15 protein-coding genes are annotated in these 18,325 nt (G+C 53.1%); 5 read left to right on the plus strand and 10 right to left on the minus strand.

Annotated features, from left to right (window positions below; genetic code table 11):
* Nucleotides 1-111: 111 nt before the first annotated feature.
* The 4 genes from lepA to ABJI30_RS15250 form a co-directional block, all read right to left on the minus strand.
* Nucleotides 112-1,917, minus strand: a complete 1,806-nt coding sequence (gene lepA / locus ABJI30_RS15235; protein ID WP_348017538.1) for a translation elongation factor 4 — start codon at nt 1,915-1,917, stop codon at nt 112-114.
* Nucleotides 1,918-1,997: 80 nt separating this feature from the next.
* On the minus strand, nt 1,998-2,870 hold the full coding sequence (locus ABJI30_RS15240; protein WP_348017539.1) for a MipA/OmpV family protein: 873 nt from the start codon (nt 2,868-2,870) through the stop codon (nt 1,998-2,000).
* 52 nt (nt 2,871-2,922) lie between these two features.
* Nucleotides 2,923-3,363, minus strand: coding sequence for a DUF2141 domain-containing protein (locus ABJI30_RS15245; protein WP_348017540.1), 441 nt, complete (start codon nt 3,361-3,363; stop codon nt 2,923-2,925).
* Nucleotides 3,320-4,069, minus strand: coding sequence for a sterol desaturase family protein (locus ABJI30_RS15250; protein WP_348025334.1), 750 nt, complete (start codon nt 4,067-4,069; stop codon nt 3,320-3,322). Before ABJI30_RS15250 ends, ABJI30_RS15245 begins: the two co-directional genes overlap by 44 nt.
* Before the next feature lie 110 nt (nt 4,070-4,179).
* On the opposite strand from ABJI30_RS15250, the gene crtY reads away from it, so the two are divergent.
* The 3 genes from crtY to ABJI30_RS15265 are packed head-to-tail and all read left to right on the plus strand — an operon-like array spanning nt 4,180 to nt 7,809.
* A complete protein-coding gene (gene crtY, locus ABJI30_RS15255; RefSeq protein ID WP_348017542.1) occupies nt 4,180-5,352 on the plus strand; it encodes a lycopene beta-cyclase CrtY in 1,173 nt (390 codons plus the stop codon).
* 10 nt (nt 5,353-5,362) lie between these two features.
* On the plus strand, nt 5,363-6,874 hold the full coding sequence (locus ABJI30_RS15260) for a phytoene desaturase (protein WP_348017543.1): 1,512 nt from the start codon (nt 5,363-5,365) through the stop codon (nt 6,872-6,874).
* An 8-nt stretch (nt 6,875-6,882) separates the two neighbouring features.
* On the plus strand, nt 6,883-7,809 hold the full coding sequence (locus ABJI30_RS15265; protein ID WP_348017544.1) for a phytoene/squalene synthase family protein: 927 nt from the start codon (nt 6,883-6,885) through the stop codon (nt 7,807-7,809).
* A 5-nt stretch (nt 7,810-7,814) separates the two neighbouring features.
* Here ABJI30_RS15265 and ABJI30_RS15270 read toward each other — a convergent pair whose 3' ends face one another.
* From ABJI30_RS15270 to ABJI30_RS15280, 3 genes are all read right to left on the minus strand, one after another.
* On the minus strand, nt 7,815-8,603 hold the full coding sequence (locus ABJI30_RS15270) for a 3'(2'),5'-bisphosphate nucleotidase CysQ (protein ID WP_348017545.1): 789 nt from the start codon (nt 8,601-8,603) through the stop codon (nt 7,815-7,817).
* On the minus strand, nt 8,596-9,942 hold the full coding sequence (locus ABJI30_RS15275) for a metallopeptidase TldD-related protein (RefSeq protein WP_348017546.1): 1,347 nt from the start codon (nt 9,940-9,942) through the stop codon (nt 8,596-8,598). Before ABJI30_RS15275 ends, ABJI30_RS15270 begins: the two co-directional genes overlap by 8 nt.
* A gap of 76 nt (nt 9,943-10,018) precedes the next feature.
* Nucleotides 10,019-10,426 (minus strand): hypothetical protein, encoded by a 408-nt coding sequence (locus tag ABJI30_RS15280; protein ID WP_348017547.1) that lies wholly within the window; start codon nt 10,424-10,426, stop codon nt 10,019-10,021.
* A gap of 202 nt (nt 10,427-10,628) precedes the next feature.
* Here ABJI30_RS15280 and ABJI30_RS15285 point away from each other — a divergent pair, with 202 nt between their 5' ends.
* Complete coding sequence (locus ABJI30_RS15285; RefSeq protein ID WP_348017548.1) at nt 10,629-11,915, plus strand: NADH:flavin oxidoreductase/NADH oxidase family protein; 1,287 nt, start codon at nt 10,629-10,631, stop codon at nt 11,913-11,915.
* On the opposite strand, the gene ABJI30_RS15290 is transcribed toward ABJI30_RS15285, so the two are convergent.
* Nucleotides 11,916-12,692, minus strand: a complete 777-nt coding sequence (locus ABJI30_RS15290; RefSeq protein WP_348017549.1) for a glucose 1-dehydrogenase — start codon at nt 12,690-12,692, stop codon at nt 11,916-11,918.
* A gap of 147 nt (nt 12,693-12,839) precedes the next feature.
* Here ABJI30_RS15290 and ABJI30_RS15295 point away from each other — a divergent pair, with 147 nt between their 5' ends.
* Nucleotides 12,840-13,739 (plus strand): isoaspartyl peptidase/L-asparaginase, encoded by a 900-nt coding sequence (locus ABJI30_RS15295; protein ID WP_348025458.1) that lies wholly within the window; start codon nt 12,840-12,842, stop codon nt 13,737-13,739.
* A gap of 1 nt (nt 13,740) precedes the next feature.
* On the opposite strand, the gene ABJI30_RS15300 is transcribed toward ABJI30_RS15295, so the two are convergent.
* Together ABJI30_RS15300 and cphA are read right to left on the minus strand one after the other, a co-directional pair.
* On the minus strand, nt 13,741-15,489 hold the full coding sequence (locus ABJI30_RS15300) for a Mur ligase family protein (protein WP_348017551.1): 1,749 nt from the start codon (nt 15,487-15,489) through the stop codon (nt 13,741-13,743).
* 13 nt (nt 15,490-15,502) lie between these two features.
* The gene (gene cphA, locus ABJI30_RS15305) at nt 15,503-18,301 is read right to left on the minus strand and encodes a cyanophycin synthetase (RefSeq protein ID WP_348017552.1); all 2,799 of its coding nucleotides are present in this window, start codon (nt 18,299-18,301) and stop codon (nt 15,503-15,505) included.
* Nucleotides 18,302-18,325: the final 24 nt, after the last annotated feature.

Consider the following 18,325-nt stretch of genomic DNA (forward strand, 5'->3'; position numbering starts at 1 on the left):
AACAGGGAAAGCATCAATAATATCCGAAACTATGATGCGACCCTGACGGCGTAGCTATCAAAAGGGTAATGATTCTAAAAGGTTGTTAACATTGATTTTACCCAAAGTTACTTAGCCTTCATCTCCCATTTTCAAAGCTGCGATAAAGGCTTCCTGCGGAATGCTGACATTTCCATATTCCCGCATTTTGGCCTTACCTTTTTTCTGCTTGTCGAGCAGCTTCTTCTTGCGGCTGATATCCCCGCCATAGCATTTCGCAGTCACATCCTTGCGCATCGCCGCAATTGTTTCACGCGCGATGACCTTGCCGCCAATCGCTGCCTGAACCGGGATTTTGAACAAGTGACGCGGAATCAAATCCTTGAGCCGTTCGCACATATGACGTCCGCGACTTTCTGCAGCAGCGCGGTGCACGATCATGCTCAGCGCATCTACAGGATCCCCATTGACCAGAATGTTCATTTTGACAAGATCCCCGCTTTGCAGGCCGATCTGATGATAGTCAAAACTCGCATAACCGCGGGAAATACTCTTGAGGCGATCATAGAAATCAAACACGACTTCGTTGAGCGGCAGTTCATAGACCACTTGCGCGCGGTCGCCGACATAGGTCAGGTTCTTTTGCACGCCCCTGCGGTCCTGACACAGCTTCAATATGCCGCCGAGATAATCGTCGGGGCAATAAATTGTCGCTTCGATCCATGGCTCTTCAATATCCGCAATTTTTACTACGTCTGGCATATCGGCCGGATTGTGCAAAAATTGTTCGGACCCATCGTTCATCACCATACGATAGACGACCGACGGTGCCGTGGTGATCAGATCCAGGTCATATTCGCGGGTTAACCGCTCCTGGATAATTTCCAAATGAAGCAAGCCGAGGAACCCGCACCGGAACCCCTGCCCCAGTGCCGCACTGGTTTCCATCTCAAACGTGAAACTAGCGTCATTCAAACGGAGTTTGCCGATACTCTCACGCAGTTTTTCAAAATCAGCTGCGTCCACCGGAAACAGCCCGCAGAACACAACTGACTGCACTTCCTTGAACCCCGGCAAAGCCTCGGCAGCGGCGCCTTTGACGGTCGTTATGGTATCACCCACAGCGGTTTGCGAGACTTCCTTGATCTGCGCGGTGATAAAGCCAATCTCGCCTGCCGCCAATTCCGGCAATTGTTCGATTTTTGGACGCATGCAGCCAACCCGGTCCACCAGATGTTCCGTTCCTTGCGCCATGAACTTGATGCGCTGGCCTTTGGTCAGTACCCCGTCAATCACGCGCACCAGAATAACGACACCCAGATAGGGGTCATACCAGCTGTCCACCAGCATTGCCTTCAGCGGCGCATCCCTGTCACCACCGGGCGCTGGAATTTTTTCAACAATCTGCTCCAGAATGTCCGGAATTCCGATGCCTGATTTTGCCGATGCCAAAACCGCTTCGGAAGCATCAATACCGATGATTTCTTCAATTTCGTTCCGTACCCGTTCCGGTTCGGCGGCAGGCAAATCGACTTTGTTGAGAACCGGCACAATTTCGTGATCATGTTCGATCGACTGATAGACATTAGCGAGTGTCTGGGCCTCCACACCCTGCGCAGCATCGACTACCAGCAGCGCGCCCTCGCAAGCGGCCAGACTTCGGGATACTTCATACGCGAAATCCACGTGGCCAGGCGTGTCCATCAAGTTGAGTTCGTAGCTCTCTCCATTTTTTGCAGTATAGCTTAGGCGGACAGTCTGCGCTTTGATGGTTATCCCGCGCTCTCTCTCGATATCCATATTATCGAGAACCTGTTCGCTCATCTCGCGCTCGGTCAGACCCCCGGTAAACTGGATCAATCGATCGGCCAGCGTCGATTTGCCATGATCAATATGCGCAATGATCGAAAAATTTCTTATGTGGGAACGGTCTGTCATGCGGCGCAGTTAGCAGGGGTTATCGTGGATGTCAGCAGGGAAACGCGCAAAACGCACTTATGTCCGGCCACAGCCATCGATCAGAAGGTATAGCCGATACCAATCGCACCAAACCATTGATTTGCATCACCGCGGATGGAGGTCACAGGTGAACGTTCGGCATCTTCAAGCATATGAGAATAGCTGCCCAGCAGAAACAGCCCCAAACCGCCATTGGTTACGTCACCATCAAGATCAATGCCGCCAAAGACCGTAACACCCGCGTTTTTCCATCCCGAACCGGCCGTAAACGTCGGCAAGCCGCTAGCTGCCGATCCCGCGGGTGAAATCGAAAAATAATAATCGGCATAGTCATCATCAACATATTCAGCGCTCAGCGCCAAGCTGACGGCGACACCCCGGCTCAACGGTGTGAAGTAAGTCAGACTGGGAAAAACCACCATTCCATTGTGCGCTCCCGCGACATCCCAGCGCAGATCAACCGTTGCAGTCAGGGAATCAAAGGGATGCAGTACCCGGTTAACTTGCAGGCCAGCTGCCGCTCCAACCTCAATCGCAACATCCAGTTCACCCAGGCTACGAACAACATCATCTTCGATCGAGTTGTTCCGATCAAAGCGGGCCCGAAAAACAGGCCCTGCGATAATATCAATCTTCGCGCCTTTGGCATCTGGCACAAAGTCCAGTGCAAGGCCCGGCCCGCGGGGCTGGAATTCTACGCCGGCAAAACTACCAATAATCACCGGTAGCGGTGAAATTGTATAGTTATCCGAGCCTTCGTAACTGGATCCGACAACGGCTCCAACTCCGATCGTCACGTAGTCACCATCGAACACCGTCTCCGTTGGCGGCCCCTGCTGCTCGGCTTGAGCTGCAGCGTGTCCGACCAGCAAACAGCCAGCTGCAAGAATGTAAGTTCCGACAGAATAAACGGCTCTCTTGGTTTTGGTCATTCTTCAATAGTTCCACATAGGGTGCATGACATCCGACAGGGTCGCCGGTTGGTCAGAGTATATATTTCATTTTCACTGCATAGTTCGCGTCAGTGACTCCGACTTCAAATTGTGCAGATTTAAACTTCGGCGGTCCCATTCCAATTTTTGGATTGCGGGAAAAACCAAAACCTTCACGCGGAAGAAACAGCCGCATGTCCATTTTCCCGTTAGCATTTTCGTCATGTATGAGAGCAACTGCGTAGGTACCCGGAACGACATCGGAGATTTGAAACGTTGCAGCATCAGCGGCTGCTACCTTGATTTTGCGGGCATCCTTGTCTTTCCGACAATCCGGAAAATATTTGGGATTGCTGCTCAGGCAGACCAGAACGTCCCCTTTTTGCGAGCGCAGACCCGACACTGCAATTCCCAAAGTGGCCGCAACCGCAGGCGCTACCGCTGATTGATCACTTTCCGCGCTGTTCGCGGGAACTGCTGTCGAAAGAGCCAAGCCCGATATCAGTACCGCAGACTTTGTCCCAAAACCGGAAATACAAACCATAATTACCCCTATACAACTCGTGATGCTTTTCGTGATGGGTTGCTGTTATCAGCCCCTGTCCTAACTTTCCCTGAACCATCCAGCGGGGAAACAGTTCCCAGCCCATGTGATTAGTTACTCCCATAACGGTCATTATCAGCAGCACAATGGCCAAGACGCCGACATGAATCGGAATAGCGATGACCAGAGCAGGTATAACAACCGCACCGCTGATCGCTTCTACCGGATGGAAGCTCATCGCCGCCCATGCAGTCGGAGGTCTGCTTTCATGGTGCACTGCATGTGCAATCTGAAACCAGGCCGGTCGATGAAACAGTCGATGCGTCCAGTAAAACCAGGTGTCGTGGAGAGCAAGATAGACCAACAGCGAAATCGGCATATACCAGAATGGGTACATATTGATGTCCGTATAAATCTTCGTCCACCCGGCGTTCTGCCACCCCCAGGCCATGATGCCTGCCGGGATGCCGTAGATGGCAGCAGAAGCAAGAGACCATCGGATCTCCTTTGAAATCTGCGGTTGCAAACTGTCATATTGTCTCGGCCGTACACGATTGGTGAGCCATGCGAAAAAGCCGCTGCTCAGCAAATAACGCCCCCCAATGATCAGCGTCATGGCAAGCGCGGAAAGCAAAAGAGGAACGACAGGTACCATGACGCCGGGATATGCGGCTGATCACCAGCGGGCAAGGTCTAAAGCAATTCATTGTCTACATGCTTTCAGACAGGCTTTCCCCTGCATGCCCCTTCCGCTAAGGCTGCCTCATGTCAGGCAGGAGTTCCCATCAGAATCAATTTGATCTCGCAATTGCGGGCGGTGGGCTGGCGGGCGGTCTCGTTGCTTTGGCTCTCAACAAACTGCGCCCCGAGCTCGATATCGCGCTGATCGAAGCCGAAGAAAAATTTGGTGGCAACCACATCTGGTCTTTTTTTGAAAGCGATATTGAGCCCGAGCATCGCTGGCTTGTTGATCCGATCATTTCGCGAAAATGGGAAAGCTATGATGTCCACTTCCCGAAATATAGTCGTCGCATCGGCAACGGGTATTTTTCGATAGAATCAGTGAAACTCGACCTTGAATTGAGGGCACGTCTGCCCAAAAAAAGCTTGATAATCGGCAAAAAAATCAAAAAACTTCAAGGAAGCATCCTTCAGCTTGATGATGACGAAGAGATAAGCGCAAAAGCGGTTGTTGATGCTCGCGGCGGGGGCAATATAGAGGCACTCGAAAATGGGTGGCAAAAATTCTACGGCCAGATGCTCAGACTGAAAAAACCGCATGGGCTGGATCGTCCGGTCATCATGGATGCCAGGGTGAAACAAATTGACGGCTATCGATTTGTTTACTGTCTGCCATTCGGGGAAAATGAGCTGTTCGTTGAAGATACCTATTATGCGGACACCAAAGATTTCGATCCAGCCATGTTAAGCAAAAGGATTTCCGAATATGTCGCTGAACAAGGTTGGGAAATCGACAAGGTGTTGAGCGATGAGACGGGTCAGTTGCCGGTTTTTTATGGTGGCGATTTTCAAGCTTTCTGGAACAGCAACCCCGGCCCGGATGCCCGCGCGGGATCTCGCGCAGCACTGATCCAGCCGATTACCAGCTATTCCCTGCCTCTCGCTGTACGAACCGCCATTCTGATCGCCGGGACACCATCGATCACCCAGGAAAATCTGGACAAATCACTCAAGGATATGGCGACAGAACACTGGAAAAACGGGAAATTCTACAGGATGCTCTGTGCATTTCTGTTCAAGGGAGCTGACCCGGAAAAGCGCTATCTAACCTTGCAACACACCTACACCAAAGATGAAAATCTGCTGGCAAGATTCTATGCAGGCAAGACAACCAAGATAGATCAGGTGAAGTTGCTCACGGGCAAACCCCCAATCCCGATCCGTCGCGCCGTTCCCCTGTTGTTAAAATATCGATGAGTATCAATTCATGAACGAAGTTACCAAATCCCAACCTGGCCTGTTCAAAAAGGCAGCGGTGATCGGCTCCGGCTTTGGAGGACTAGCGCTGGCAATCCGGCTGCAGTCTGCCGGTGTTCATACCACCATATTGGAAGGTCGCGACAAGCCCGGTGGCCGCGCCTATTACTGGGAGAAAGAGGGCTTTATTTTTGACGGTGGTCCGACCGTCATTACCGACCCGGACTGTCTCAGTCAGCTTTGGGATCTGACCGGCCACGATATGGCCAAGGACATCGAGCTTATGCCCGTTTCTCCATTTTACCGACTGAACTGGCCCGATGGTACCAACTTTGACTATGTGAATGATCCCGATCAGCTGCGGGAAGAAATTGCCAAGATCGAACCCGATGATGTTGAAGGATATGAACGTTTTCTGGACTATAGCGGGGGGCTTTATGAAGAGGGCTATGTCAAGCTTGGCACGACAGCTTTTCTGGACTTCAAATCGATGATCAGTGCGGCCCCTGCCCTGATGAAATTCCAAGCCTATCGTTCGGTTTATGCCAAAGTCTCGACCTTCGTGAAGAACGAAAAACTCCGGGAATTCCTGTCTTTCCAGTCTCTGCTGGTAGGCGGAAATCCGATGACCACCAGCGCAATCTATGGCCTCATCCACAAACTGGAACGATTGGGAGGCGTCTGGTTTGCAAAGGGCGGAACCAACATGCTGGTCGCCGCGATGGTCAAGCATTTTGAACGGATTGGCGGCTCCATCAGGCTTGCCGACCCTGTCACCAGCATCGACACTTTGGGTGATCGGGCGACGGGAATAACCTGCAAATCCGGATGGTCCGAAAATTTCGATGCGGTCGCATCCAATGCCGATGTGATGCACAGCTATCGCGACTTGCTGAGTCATCAGCACCGCAGCCAGAAAGTGACTTCATCCTTGAAAAGGAAGAAATACTCGCCTTCGCTCTTTGTCGTTCATTTTGGAATAAAGGGAAGCTGGCCAGGCATCCCCCACCACATGATCCTGTTCGGACCGCGATATAAGGGCCTGCTCGAAGACATTTATGAAAATGGCGTTTTACCGCAGGATTTCTCGCTATATTTACATCACCCAACTATTACTGACCCCGAAATGGCACCTGAAGGCCACAGCACTTTCTATGTTCTTGCGCCGGTTCCGCACCAGGGCAAGCTCCCGATCGACTGGGATGAAATGGGACCCATTTACGAAAAACGAATTCTGGAAGAGATTGGCAAACGTCTGATCCCCGACATCCATGACCGGATAATTACAAGCTTCCACTATACACCCCAGGATTTTGGCACGGACCTGAATGCCCATCTGGGCAGCGCATTCAGCCTTGAACCCCTACTCACCCAAAGTGCCTGGTTCCGGGTTCACAATCGCGATGATGTCATCGACAATCTCTATTTTGTGGGTGCCGGAACGCACCCGGGCGCGGGGATTCCGGGTGTTGTTGGCAGCGCCAAGGCTACCGCTGAACTGATGCTGGAAGATCTGGGATAAACCTGGTCATGAATCGCGCAAATCTCGTCCGGCACGCGAAGGCCAGTATAGAACGCGGTTCCAGATCCTTTGCGCTCGCATCGAAACTCTTTTCAGCGAAAACCAGAGAACGGGCCTGGCTTCTCTATTTCTGGTGCCGAGCTTGCGATGATCTCGCAGATGGACAGGATCATGGGCACGGCATGTCTGTTGTCCCCAATCCGGAAAAAACCGTCGCAGCGATGCGGATGATGACTGCCAGAGCATATGGTGGAGAGCAGACGGGCAAACCGCCATTTGATGCATTTGGCGTCGTCGCCAAAGAATGCGGCATACCCAAAATGTTCTCTGACGACATGATCGATGGCTTCCAGTTGGATGCCAGAGGCTGGACACCGCAAACCGAAGATGACCTGTATCAATATTGTTATCATGTCGCGGGAGCTGTCGGCTGCATGATGGCGATCGTCATGGGCGTATCTTCTGCAGATGAAGACACTCTGGACCGTGCCTGTGATCTGGGTCTGGCCTTCCAGCTCTCGAATATTGCCCGCGATGTCGCAGAGGATGATGCAGCCGGACGCTGCTACCTCCCCTCCGAGTGGTTGCGGCAGGAAGGTCTCAAAACTCGGGACATGCTCGAAACGGAAAACCGTACAAAAACCGCTATGCTTGTCGCGAGGCTTTGCGAGCGCGCCGAACATTATGCCCGATCCGCCCGTGTAGGAGCTGCGCAGCTGCCATTCCGCTCTCGCTGGGCGGTACTCGCTGCCGCAGACATCTATCTGAATATCGCGCGATCGGTGGGTCAAAATCCTGAAGCGTCACTCGATCAGCGGGTCGTGACCGGAAGTCTGTCCAAAATCACATCCGTATCCCGTGCTCTGATACAGGCGATGATCAAGCCGGGTTACAGTGATCGTGACGATTTGTGGAAAAGAAAGAAGCCAGTCTGAAGCGCTCAAGGCTGCCCATCTGCATTGGCGGCATATTTCGCAATTCTGGCGACCGCAGTTTCATAAATCCCGGCAGAGCAGCACAACACGCCCAGGGCCTTGCCATGCGTTCCATTATAAGCCAGTTTCTGCCCCAGGGCGTCGGTCACGCGAGCTCCGGCCTGTTCGGCGATAACATGGGCTGCGGCAATATCCCACTCATGCCCCCAGCGCGTGGATGCGACCATATCGGCGCGATCATCCGCGACCATCGCCATGCGAAGAGCAATGCTGTTGGGTTTCGGTACCGCGGTCAGATTGATTTCCGCAGGCAGATTTTCCGCAGGAATACGGCAACCGTCATATGCTGTTTGAACGCTGGCTGAAAGCGGCTTTCCGTTGACTTCCGTATGACTACCCGCCTTTGCGACCCAAAGTTCCTCCATCGCCGGGGCATTGAGAATGCCAAAAACCGGCGCTCCGTTCTGGACAAGTGCAACAGAAACACACCAACCCGGTCTGCCGGCGACGAAATCCTTTGTGCCATCAATCGGATCGACAACCCAGGTGAGATCATCCCCTGCACCGCTGTGGTCGATATGCGTCTCTTCGGAAAGCCAGCCTGCAGAAGGCACAAGATCTTCCAGGCGTTCGCGCAGGAAATGATCCACCGCAATATCCGCATCGCTTACCACTTGTCCCGGCGATTTCTCCCAGGTCTTTTTGGCTTTTTCGCCCGCCTGCCAATCCCGCATTGCGAGATCGCCGGCTTCGTGGGCAATTGCTACCAGTTTGTCGAAATCAACTTCAGCCACCGGCAACCGTCATGCTGTCTGTGCGCAGGGTTGGCGCATTAATTGCGTGACGATAAACCAGATCATCAGCTGGCACCAGGCTCGCAAACATGTCCTTCAAGTTTCCGGCTATCGTAATTTCGGAAACCGGCGCACCAATCTGACCATCAGTAATCAAGAACCCGCCAGCTCCGCGGCTATAATCGCCGGTCACGGGATTAACCCCCTGTCCGATCAATTCCGTGATCAAAACGCCGTTTCCGATATCCTTGATCAGATCATCACGGCTAACCGATCCGTTGCTCATGTGCAGATTGGTGACGCTGACGCCAGGCGCTCCCCCAACCCCGCGCGAAGCATGTCCGGTGGGCTGCAATCCCAATTGGCGCGCTGATGCGCTCTCCATGATCCATTGAGTAAGTCGGCCGTTATCAATCAATTTTGTCTTGGCGGTCGGCAAGCCTTCACCATCAAACGCCTTGGAACGCAGTCCGCGTTTGCGATGGGGACAGTCGATGATATTGATCGCGCTGTCAAAAACCTGCGTTTCCAACGCGTCCTGCAAGAAACTTGTTTTGCGCGCAATGCTGCTTCCCGCGATCGCGCCGACAAAATGACCCAGCAGGCTGCTGCTGACCCGCGGATCAAAAACCACCGGCATTGCACCAGACTTGAATTCTACAGGGCCCAGCCTCGAAACTGCGCGGTTGCCGGCCTTCTGGCCAATTTCTTTCGGACTATCGAGGTCTTCAAAATGCCGGGTACTATGATAGGCATAATCCCGTTCCATGCCGTCACCTTCACCTGCGATCACGCTGGCTGAGACGCCGTATCCACTGGTGGAATAAGCGCCCGAAAAACCATGGCTTGTGGCCAGGGCAACAATTGATCGTCCGGCGCTCGCTCCGCCGCCTTCACTGTTGGTTACGCCGGAGACAGCGCGCGCAGCATCTTCCGCTTCGAGTGCCATTTCCCGGAGAATGGCGGGTTCTGGATTGGCGTGGTCTTCACCATCAATAGGTTGCAGATCAGATTTCGAGATCAATTCCTCCGGAGCCAGTCCGGCATAGTCATCTTCCGGTGCTTCACGAGCCATGTCCATCGCTCTGCCAACCAGATCGGATAAAATGTCGGTATCCATGTTTGATGAAGAGACGGTAGCCGAACGCTTGCCTGCGAACACCCGCAGACCAATTTCTTCACCTTCAGACCGTTCGACATCTTCCAGATTGCCGAGGCGTATCTGGACCTGCGTCGATGCATCGCAGACGTAAATCGCATCCGCAGCATCGGCTCCTGCTTTTTTGGCTTGGGAGATCAGGGCGTCCGCGCGGCTTTGCGCTTCTTCAGGTTTTAACATGCAAAGCACATAGGTGCGCGGCCTGTACCCGTCAATGACTGGCGGCAATCTGCAGCGCGGATTTTACGCCCGATGACTAGAAAATTGTGCTTCCGAGCATGATGAGCCCGATGAAGACGAATGGAAGCCCCAACGCAAGAATCCACAGGGTTATCTGGTCACGGCGATAGCGGAGCGCCATATTGCTGTCGGGAAGATTTGCACTGGCAAGCTTTTCCCAGCGCTTTTCGTATTTGCGGCAAAAAGGAATGATGATCGCGACCAGCAAGACAAGTCCAAAATAAGGGGCAATCGACATGCCTTTGGTCTCAATGAAACTGATAACCACAAAAATCTGCAACATCGTGTAGACAAGCAACGCCCCAGCACAATTGTTGCTCATTTTTTTGTCCCAGAGCACCACGCCTGCGGAGCCGTGGCTATTTTCACGTCCAGTCATCGCCACCGATTTCGATGTCGATTTCCGTGAGGTCGCTGCAACCATTTTCTTTTCCCCTCATGTATCCAGTCCTTGCCGCCCAATGTAAATCCCGGGCTGGCAGGCCTGCAATATACCAAAAATTAAGCAAAAGCCAAATTTACACTAATTCAGTGTTTTAGAGGGTTAAATTCTGGAATTGCTTGCAAATTTTTCCAAAATGATCAGAATCAGTTTTCATTCGCAATTTAAATAAGGGCTGTCTGACATGACAACAACTCTCGATGCTTCGCTCACTCTTCCCTGCGGCGCGGTACTGCCCAATCGAATTGGCAAAGGCGCGATGACAGAAGGCATAGCGACGCCAGATGGTTTCCCGACGAAAGAACTCGAACAGCTTTATGGTATCTGGTCAGATGGCGGTGCCGGCATGCTGCTCAGCGGCAATATCCAGATTGATCGAGATCATCTCGAACGCCCTGGCAATGTTGTAATCGACAAACCGGCCAGCGACGAGATGATGAAGGCGCTGAAAAGCTGGGCCGCGATCGCGACCCGGAATGGCAATCATTTCTGGGCCCAAATTAGCCATGCGGGCCGGCAAACGCCGGCGAATGTAAACCCCAATCCGAAAGCGCCTTCAGCCGTCAAATTGGGCCTTCCAGGTGGACAGTTTGGCGAACCGGTAGAGTTGACCATATCCGAAATTGAAACCCTGATAGAGCGATTTTCACTGGCGGCCAAAACAGTTCAAGAGGCCGGATTTACCGGCGTGCAAATTCACGCCGCCCACGGTTATCTTCTCAGCAGTTTTTTAAGCCCGCGTGCAAATCAACGCACCGACGACTATGGCGGCAGTCTTGAAAACAGAGCGCGATTTCTGCTGGCAGTCATCGCCAAAACTCGGGCAGCTGTCGGACCGGACTTCCCGATCTCGGTCAAACTAAACAGCGCGGATTTTCAAAAAGGCGGATTTGCATTTGAAGACAGTTTGCAAGTCGTACAATGGCTCGAAGCTGCCAGTGTCGACCTGATCGAAATATCCGGCGGCACATATGAACAACCCGCCCTGATGGGATCGGAGGGGATGGAAGAACGCGAAGAGCAGAATGTCGCGCCCTCAACCCAGGCACGGGAAGCCTATTTTGTGGATTTTGCCAAAGCCATGCAGGCATCGGTTTCGGTTCCGCTGATGGTCACCGGAGGGTTTCGGACACGCGCGGCAATGGACCAGGCACTTGCAGATGGCGCGGCTGATCTAATCGGATTGGGCCGGCCTATGTGCGTCATGACCGACGCCCCGAAACAGCTATTGGCAGGCCGTGATGAGTTGCCCCGTTTCGAAAACACATTGCAGCTTATTCCCGATTGGCTTGGATTTTTGCGCCGGTTTCAGGTCGTCAAAGCGGTTGACGGCTTTGCGACAATCTACTGGTTTTACGAGCAACTTTTCAACCTAGGAAAATCCGGTCGAACAGATCCCGATCTGAGCGTATTCAAAGGTTTCCGGGCTGTCGAAGCGCGCAACAAGAAAATCCTTGCTGCGCGCAGTTGATCAGGGGCGAGAAATCATCCCGCCATCCAGCACGATTGTCTGGCCAATAACCCAGGCTGACGCGCGCGAGCACAGGTAGAGTGCGGTTCCGGCAATGTCCTCCGGAGACCCCATCCGGCCCCGCGGAATCTGAGATATCGCCATTTTTGTCATCCCGTCATTCTCGACAATCTGTTTGGTCATGTTGCTGGGGAAAAAGCCCGGAGCAATAGCGTTCACATTGATGTGATATGACGCCAGATCGGTTGCGAGATGTTCCGTGAGATGGATCACTCCGGACTTGCTGGCAGAATAGGCATAGGTGGGCATGCCTGAATTTCGGATACCGTTAATCGAAGCAATATTGATCACCCGCGCAGGATCTTCGGCGTTACCGGATGCCTTGAGCAATGGCAGAAACTTTTGCGTTGCGAAGAATATCGACTTGATGTTGATATCCATAACCTTGTCCCAGCCAGCTTCCGGGAAATCTTCGATCGGAGCGGCCCAGTTGGCGCCGGCATTGTTGATCAATATGTCGATATGGTCTTCTTTTGCGGTTATCGCTGCGACAAGTTCTTCAATAGCATCAACATTTGAAAGGTCAGCGGGAATGGCGGTGCAATCGCCGAGTTTCGATAGCTCTTCCGCCATCTCGATCAGTCGCTCTACCTTGCGAGCCGTAATGTAAACCTTCGCGCCATTCTCAACCAGGCCGCGCGCCATCATTGCGCCAATCCCGCTCGACCCGCCCGTGACCACAGCCACTTTTCCGCTCACATCAAATAACGCTTTCATTTTCAATCTCACTTCATTCTTTTCTGATGCGCCTCCCCTTTCACAGCCCCGACCGATTGTCCACGACCGATTGCCCGGGAGAGATTTGCTATCGACATACACAATTGGATTTTCCATAGGGTGCCAGAATTTAAAGGACCCGAAATCATGGTTTCAAACTCATCCCGTTTTTCACTCGCCCTTCACGGGGGCGCGGGTGCCAAAACTGGCGAAGACTACACGGTTGTAGAACAGCATTTGGCTATTCTCGCTGCTGAGGGCGAAGAGATGCTGAAAGGCGGCGCGACGAGTCTTGATACGGTTGAAAAAATGGTGGCGGAAATGGAGGCTTCCGGGCTCTATGTCGCTGGCAAGGGATCAGCACCCAATCTTGCCGGAGCCGTCGAGCTGGATGCCAGTATCATGGATGGCGCGACCAGAAATGCCGGTGCAGTTGCCGCGATCACCGATGTTGTCCGTCCGATATCGGTCGCACGTAGGGTCCTCGATCATTCTCCCAGTGTGATGCTGGCGGGCAATGGTGCGAGAAGTTTCGCGGAAGTGCACGGCGCAGAGCTGATTGCCGATCCGGAGAATTATTACGTCCTGCCGGTGGGGGTGAGCGAAGACGACATCAATGTCAGCGACATGCAACATGGAACGGTCGGCGCCGTTGCGCTCGATATCAAAGGCAATCTGGCGGCAGCGACATCGACCGGCGGCGTGTTCGGCAAGCCGGAAGGTCGGGTTGGTGACACACCGATAATCGGGATCGGAACCTGGGCGGATGAGGAAATCGCGATTTCCTGCACCGGCACGGGTGAATATTTTATCCGGACCGGCGGTGCCCTGACAATTGCCAATCGCTTTGCCTTGGCGGGCGATACGCTCAGCGAAGCCTTGCAATATATGTTGAAAGATGTGCAATCGCTCGGCGGCGACGGCGGTGTCATCGCGATATCCAGATCAGGTGAAATCGCCATGCAATATAATTCTGACGGCATGAAGCGCGCGGCGGTTGGTTCGGATCAATCTTTGATCGCCACCACATTCGCTTCCTGCGATTAGCTTAATCCTGCGTAGCGGCAATCAGTTCGAATATCCGGTCACGATCTGACAGCGCCAGCAGCAAGGCGACATCCCCGGCTTCCAGGCTCCCCAGAATATGCTCGACGCCTTTGCCGGGCGAACGCATCCTGGTGATGCCTGAAGGGTCTATCCCTCGCCGTCCGCACTCTTTTGCGATCAAATCGGGCACTTCACCCAATTCTCGTCCGCGCAGATAATCCTCCAGTTCGGCAATCACCACCTCATCCGGCTGAAACCCGAGAGCCCCGCTGGTAAGTTCTGTGATTTCCTCATCGGTCCGGTCTCCGGCATGGCTGATCAGCAGATATTTCTTCCTGGCTGGCAAATTTTCAAGCAATTGTGACATCGCAGCGATAGCATGGGGGTTATGCGCAAAATCGACAAACACCCTGGCCCCATGAACTATGAATTCATTGCATCGGCCAGGATTGTCATCTGGCGAAGCGGTAAATTCGGTAAGCCCTTTGACAATCGCTTCATTGCCAAGCCCCATTGCCTTGCCCAGACCAATCACACCCATCGCGTTCTGGACGTTGAAAAGCGCCGCGCCATTCATCGTAATCGGAATATCGGCAACCAGCAAAACCAGTTCTTCACCCGATCCGCCATGATATCGGATATGCTCGCCATCCAGCCAGCAACACGCAGTCTTTTGCGCGAGAGATTCCCGAACCAGTTTGTTGTCAGCAGATAATGAAAACCAACAGATCGCCCGCTGGAAACGCAAACCATTCTCCACGACCAGCGGATCGTCAGCATTCAAAACCAGCACGCCATCCTCGGCCACAGCCCTCGCAACTGCAAATTTTGCCTGCGCAAGAGCGTCCACCGTATTGACGCCATATTGTCCAAGATGATCCGCAGCGATATTTGTGACCAATGCAGCACGGGCCTGAAACAGCGGCAATCCGCGCCGCAATATCCCGCCCCGCGCAACTTCAAGAAAGGCAAGTTCGAGCCGCTTGTCCCGCAGCAACATCCGCGCGCCGCCGGGGCCGGAATAGTCGCCATAATCCAGTATGTCCTTGCCCAGCTTCACATAATCCGTTGATGTCGACCCGCTGACCAGTCCTGCAGCTTCACCCACCGCTGTAGCCAAACGGACACTGGTTGATTTTCCGTTGGTTCCGGTAATCAGAGCGACCGGTAAATTATGCAGTCGATCCCAATTGACTGCTTCGGGAACCGGAAGTTCATTGACACCCCAGGTCTGTGACCCTTCCCCATGCCCCAGCGAGACAAGATCATCGTCGCTCAATATGTCGATGTTGCGATTGTCTGCCGCCTGCAAGAGCTGGATCAGCGCGGGGTTGGATTCCATCTCGATCACTTCGCGTAAATCAGCGAGCAATACATCATAATCACGCGGCGATTGATCGAGAAGCTGGTTTGCGGTCAGATGCCAGCTGGTTTCTATGACGAACACCGCCGAGTACAGAAGATCAGCGGGCGCGGAGATAACCAGCGTCACACCATCTTCAAAAACGCGTGACGTGATTTCGCTGGCCTGCCAATTCAAATCAGACAGAAGCTTTTGAACTATCGGACGCCACGTTTCAACAACGGCTCCTTTTTCAAATCCACTGACGAATATGTCGATTAGTGCGCCCCGTTTATCCCAGATCATTCCCGGCCCCGTAATCCGCCTGCTGCTGTCCATTTGCAACAGCTCGGATTCGGGTATGGCTATATCCAGAAAATTCTCGATTTGCTCGATATCGACAGGCATGGGTCAGACGCTCCTAATCGCCGTCTTCATCATCATCACGCGCCAGTCGAACCCCGCGATCATCGCTGATCACAGCCTGATTGTCATCCACGATATTTTCGTAATCAGGGTCTTCAGCAATGGCCTTGCTATCTGCAGAGGATGCGGCTGCAGCTTCGTCGCCAAAATGCACAATCTGTTTCCAGGATCGGGTTACATTATCGCCGATAACGATCAGCAGATCCTTCTCAGCGGCCATATTCAACGCAAAATCAATGGCTTTCTGCTCATCCGGAACAATCGTGATCGCAGATTCCACGACCCCATGCTTCATCAACCCCTGCTTCATCAATTGCGGTATTTCGTCATCGCCTCGCCCCCTGCGATTATCATCTGCTTTCAAAACATAATGATCGTAATGGCCGGCCAGTATCTCGCTTGAATCGAACACATCTTCATCTCGCCGATCGCCGGGACAGGAAACGGCAATGATCTTGCGATTGTGATTGTCCAGCTTGTCGACCAGATTGGTCAGACCTTCAAAGGCTGCCGGGTTGTGAGCGTAATCAAGGATGACACGGAAGGGAAGCTCGTCAAACACATTCATCCGCCCAGGTGCCTGGAAGAACGTTGTGTTGAAGGTTTTCAGACCGTGCCGTATCTGCTCGATATCCTTGTCGAAGCTATAGGCTATCGCCGCCGCGAACATCGCATTCTGGACATTATGCGTGGCCTTGCCCTCAATCGTTGCCGGGATAAGATGTGTCCACAACAGCGAGATATGGGTGCAGTTGTCATAAATGGTGATCATTTCACCGTTCATGCCTTTTTCAAGCACGGCTGCTTTGCCGCCCGCATCAATATGCTGTTTGACGAGCTGATGCTCAGCATTCATAGTCACATAGAAGATATTGTCCGCATCGCAGTAATCCGCCATTCGCAGGCAGTTAATATCATCGGCGTTGAGCACGACCGTATCCGTTGCTGCCTCGACAACGATCCGCTTGATCTTCGCCAGTTCTTCCAGCGTGTCGACACCGCCCAACCCGAGATGATCAGATGCGACATTCAAACAGGCAGAGACATTTGTACTGTCATACCCCAATCCGCTTCGCACCAGACCGCCGCGAGCCGTTTCCATGACAGCAAAATCAACCACCGGATCGCGCAATACCATCTGTGCGGATTTGGGCCCGGTTGTATCGCCTTTAACCGTTTGCTTGCCATCCACATAAATCCCGTCTGTGGTTGTCAAACCAACGGTATCACCGCAGGTTTTCATGATGTGCGCCAGCATGCGGGACGTGGTGGTCTTGCCATTGGTTCCGGTGATTGCCGCAATCGGGATCCGGCTGGGCGTGCCGGGTGGGAACAGCATGTCGATGACTTTGCCAGCCACGTCCCTTGGTTCCCCTTCGCTCGGCGCTACATGCATCCGGAATCCCGGTGCTGCGTTTACTTCGACAATAGCGCCGCCAATATCCTTGTAGGATTGCGATATGTCGTCGGTCAAAAAGTCGACACCGCCAACGTCCAGACCTACCGCCTGGATCGATCGGACCGCCATTTCGCGATTATCGGGATGCACGCTATCGGTAAGATCAATCGCCGTCCCGCCAGTGGACAGGTTCGCGGTATCGCGCAGGTAGAATATCTCTCCTTCCGGAAGTACCGTTTCGGGCGTGTGGCCGGCATTTTCCATCAGTCGTTTTGCCTGACTGTCGATCTCGAGAATTGTCAGAACTTTCTCGTGCCCAACACCGCGACGCGGGTCGTCATTCACGTGTGCGATCAACTGTTCGATTGTCTGTTTGCCATCACCCACAACATGTCCCGGAACGCGTTTCGCAACCGCAACCAGTTCATTGCCAACGACGAGCATTCGATGATCAAATCCGGTAATAAAGCTTTCGACCAGCACTGCCTTGCTTGTCCCCTGCTCGCGCGCGACATCAAATGCGGTTACAACTTCTTCGTCGGATGTCAGATTGATCGAAACGCCGCGGCCGTGGTTTGCATTCAATGGCTTGAGGACCACCGGATAACCGATCCGGCGCGCTCCGCGCACGGCTTCCCGCGCGCTGTAGACCATGAACTGGTGTGGAACCGGCAGGCCGAGATCATTGAGCAGATTATGCGTGTCTTCCTTGTCGCAGGAAATTTCGACCGCGATATGCCTGGTTTCGCTGGTGATGGTCGCCTGAATGCGTTGCTGATGTTTGCCATGGCCAAATTGCACAAGGCTGTATTTGTTCAATCGCAGCCAGGGAACGTTGCGTTCCTCAGCAGCAGCCACAAGCGAGGCGGTACTTGGTCCGAACGCATGCCGTTGGGCGCGCTTGATGAAGCTCCTTAGCTCGTCATCCCAGTCAAAATCTTCGTCGAGTTCATAATCGCATTGTTTTTGCACTTCTGCAGGCAGCAGATGCATCAACAACCTGATCGCCAGTTCGCAGGCCGCCAGTCCAACGTCCCGGTGAATATAGGCATAAACCATATTATACTGGCCCGTTTCTCCTGTTGAACGGGTGCGACCGAATGTCACTTCATTGCCGGCCACACATTGCAGCTCCAACGCGACATGCTCAGTAATATGCGCCATCCAGGTGCCATCATCTTCACGCAATCTGCGAACAAATCCACCCGGCTTGCGATAGGAACAGCCATGTTCTTCAAGTCCAGGCAAAGCGGTAATCAGGCCATCGATAAACTCAGCCCCAAGCCTGACAGAGGGCCAGTCTTCAAGAACACCGATATCCAGAACATGCCGGATCACCCGGAATCGGGCATATTGGTTGGGGCCGACATAAAGATTTGTTTTCAAAATTCTCATAGTAAGCCCCTGGTTCTATTCCGT

This window comes from Parasphingorhabdus sp. (assembly GCF_039968395.1).
Lineage (GTDB): Bacteria > Pseudomonadota > Alphaproteobacteria > Sphingomonadales > Sphingomonadaceae > Parasphingorhabdus.

What these genes read in the sequence shown, in the direction of transcription:
- lepA (WP_348017538.1), bottom strand. Translation starts at nt 1,917, where the DNA reads ATGACAGACCGTTCCCACATAAGAAATTTTTCGATCATTGCGCATATT.
- ABJI30_RS15240 (WP_348017539.1), bottom strand. Translation starts at nt 2,870, where the DNA reads ATGACCAAAACCAAGAGAGCCGTTTATTCTGTCGGAACTTACATTCTT.
- ABJI30_RS15250 (WP_348025334.1), bottom strand. Translation starts at nt 4,069, where the DNA reads ATGGTACCTGTCGTTCCTCTTTTGCTTTCCGCGCTTGCCATGACGCTG.
- crtY (WP_348017542.1), top strand. Translation starts at nt 4,180, where the DNA reads ATGTCAGGCAGGAGTTCCCATCAGAATCAATTTGATCTCGCAATTGCG.
- ABJI30_RS15260 (WP_348017543.1), top strand. Translation starts at nt 5,363, where the DNA reads ATGAACGAAGTTACCAAATCCCAACCTGGCCTGTTCAAAAAGGCAGCG.
- ABJI30_RS15265 (WP_348017544.1), top strand. Translation starts at nt 6,883, where the DNA reads ATGAATCGCGCAAATCTCGTCCGGCACGCGAAGGCCAGTATAGAACGC.
- ABJI30_RS15275 (WP_348017546.1), bottom strand. Translation starts at nt 9,942, where the DNA reads ATGTTAAAACCTGAAGAAGCGCAAAGCCGCGCGGACGCCCTGATCTCC.
- ABJI30_RS15280 (WP_348017547.1), bottom strand. Translation starts at nt 10,426, where the DNA reads ATGGTTGCAGCGACCTCACGGAAATCGACATCGAAATCGGTGGCGATG.
- ABJI30_RS15285 (WP_348017548.1), top strand. Translation starts at nt 10,629, where the DNA reads ATGACAACAACTCTCGATGCTTCGCTCACTCTTCCCTGCGGCGCGGTA.
- ABJI30_RS15290 (WP_348017549.1), bottom strand. Translation starts at nt 12,692, where the DNA reads ATGAAAGCGTTATTTGATGTGAGCGGAAAAGTGGCTGTGGTCACGGGC.
- ABJI30_RS15295 (WP_348025458.1), top strand. Translation starts at nt 12,840, where the DNA reads ATGGTTTCAAACTCATCCCGTTTTTCACTCGCCCTTCACGGGGGCGCG.
- ABJI30_RS15300 (WP_348017551.1), bottom strand. Translation starts at nt 15,489, where the DNA reads ATGCCTGTCGATATCGAGCAAATCGAGAATTTTCTGGATATAGCCATA.
- cphA (WP_348017552.1), bottom strand. Translation starts at nt 18,301, where the DNA reads ATGAGAATTTTGAAAACAAATCTTTATGTCGGCCCCAACCAATATGCC.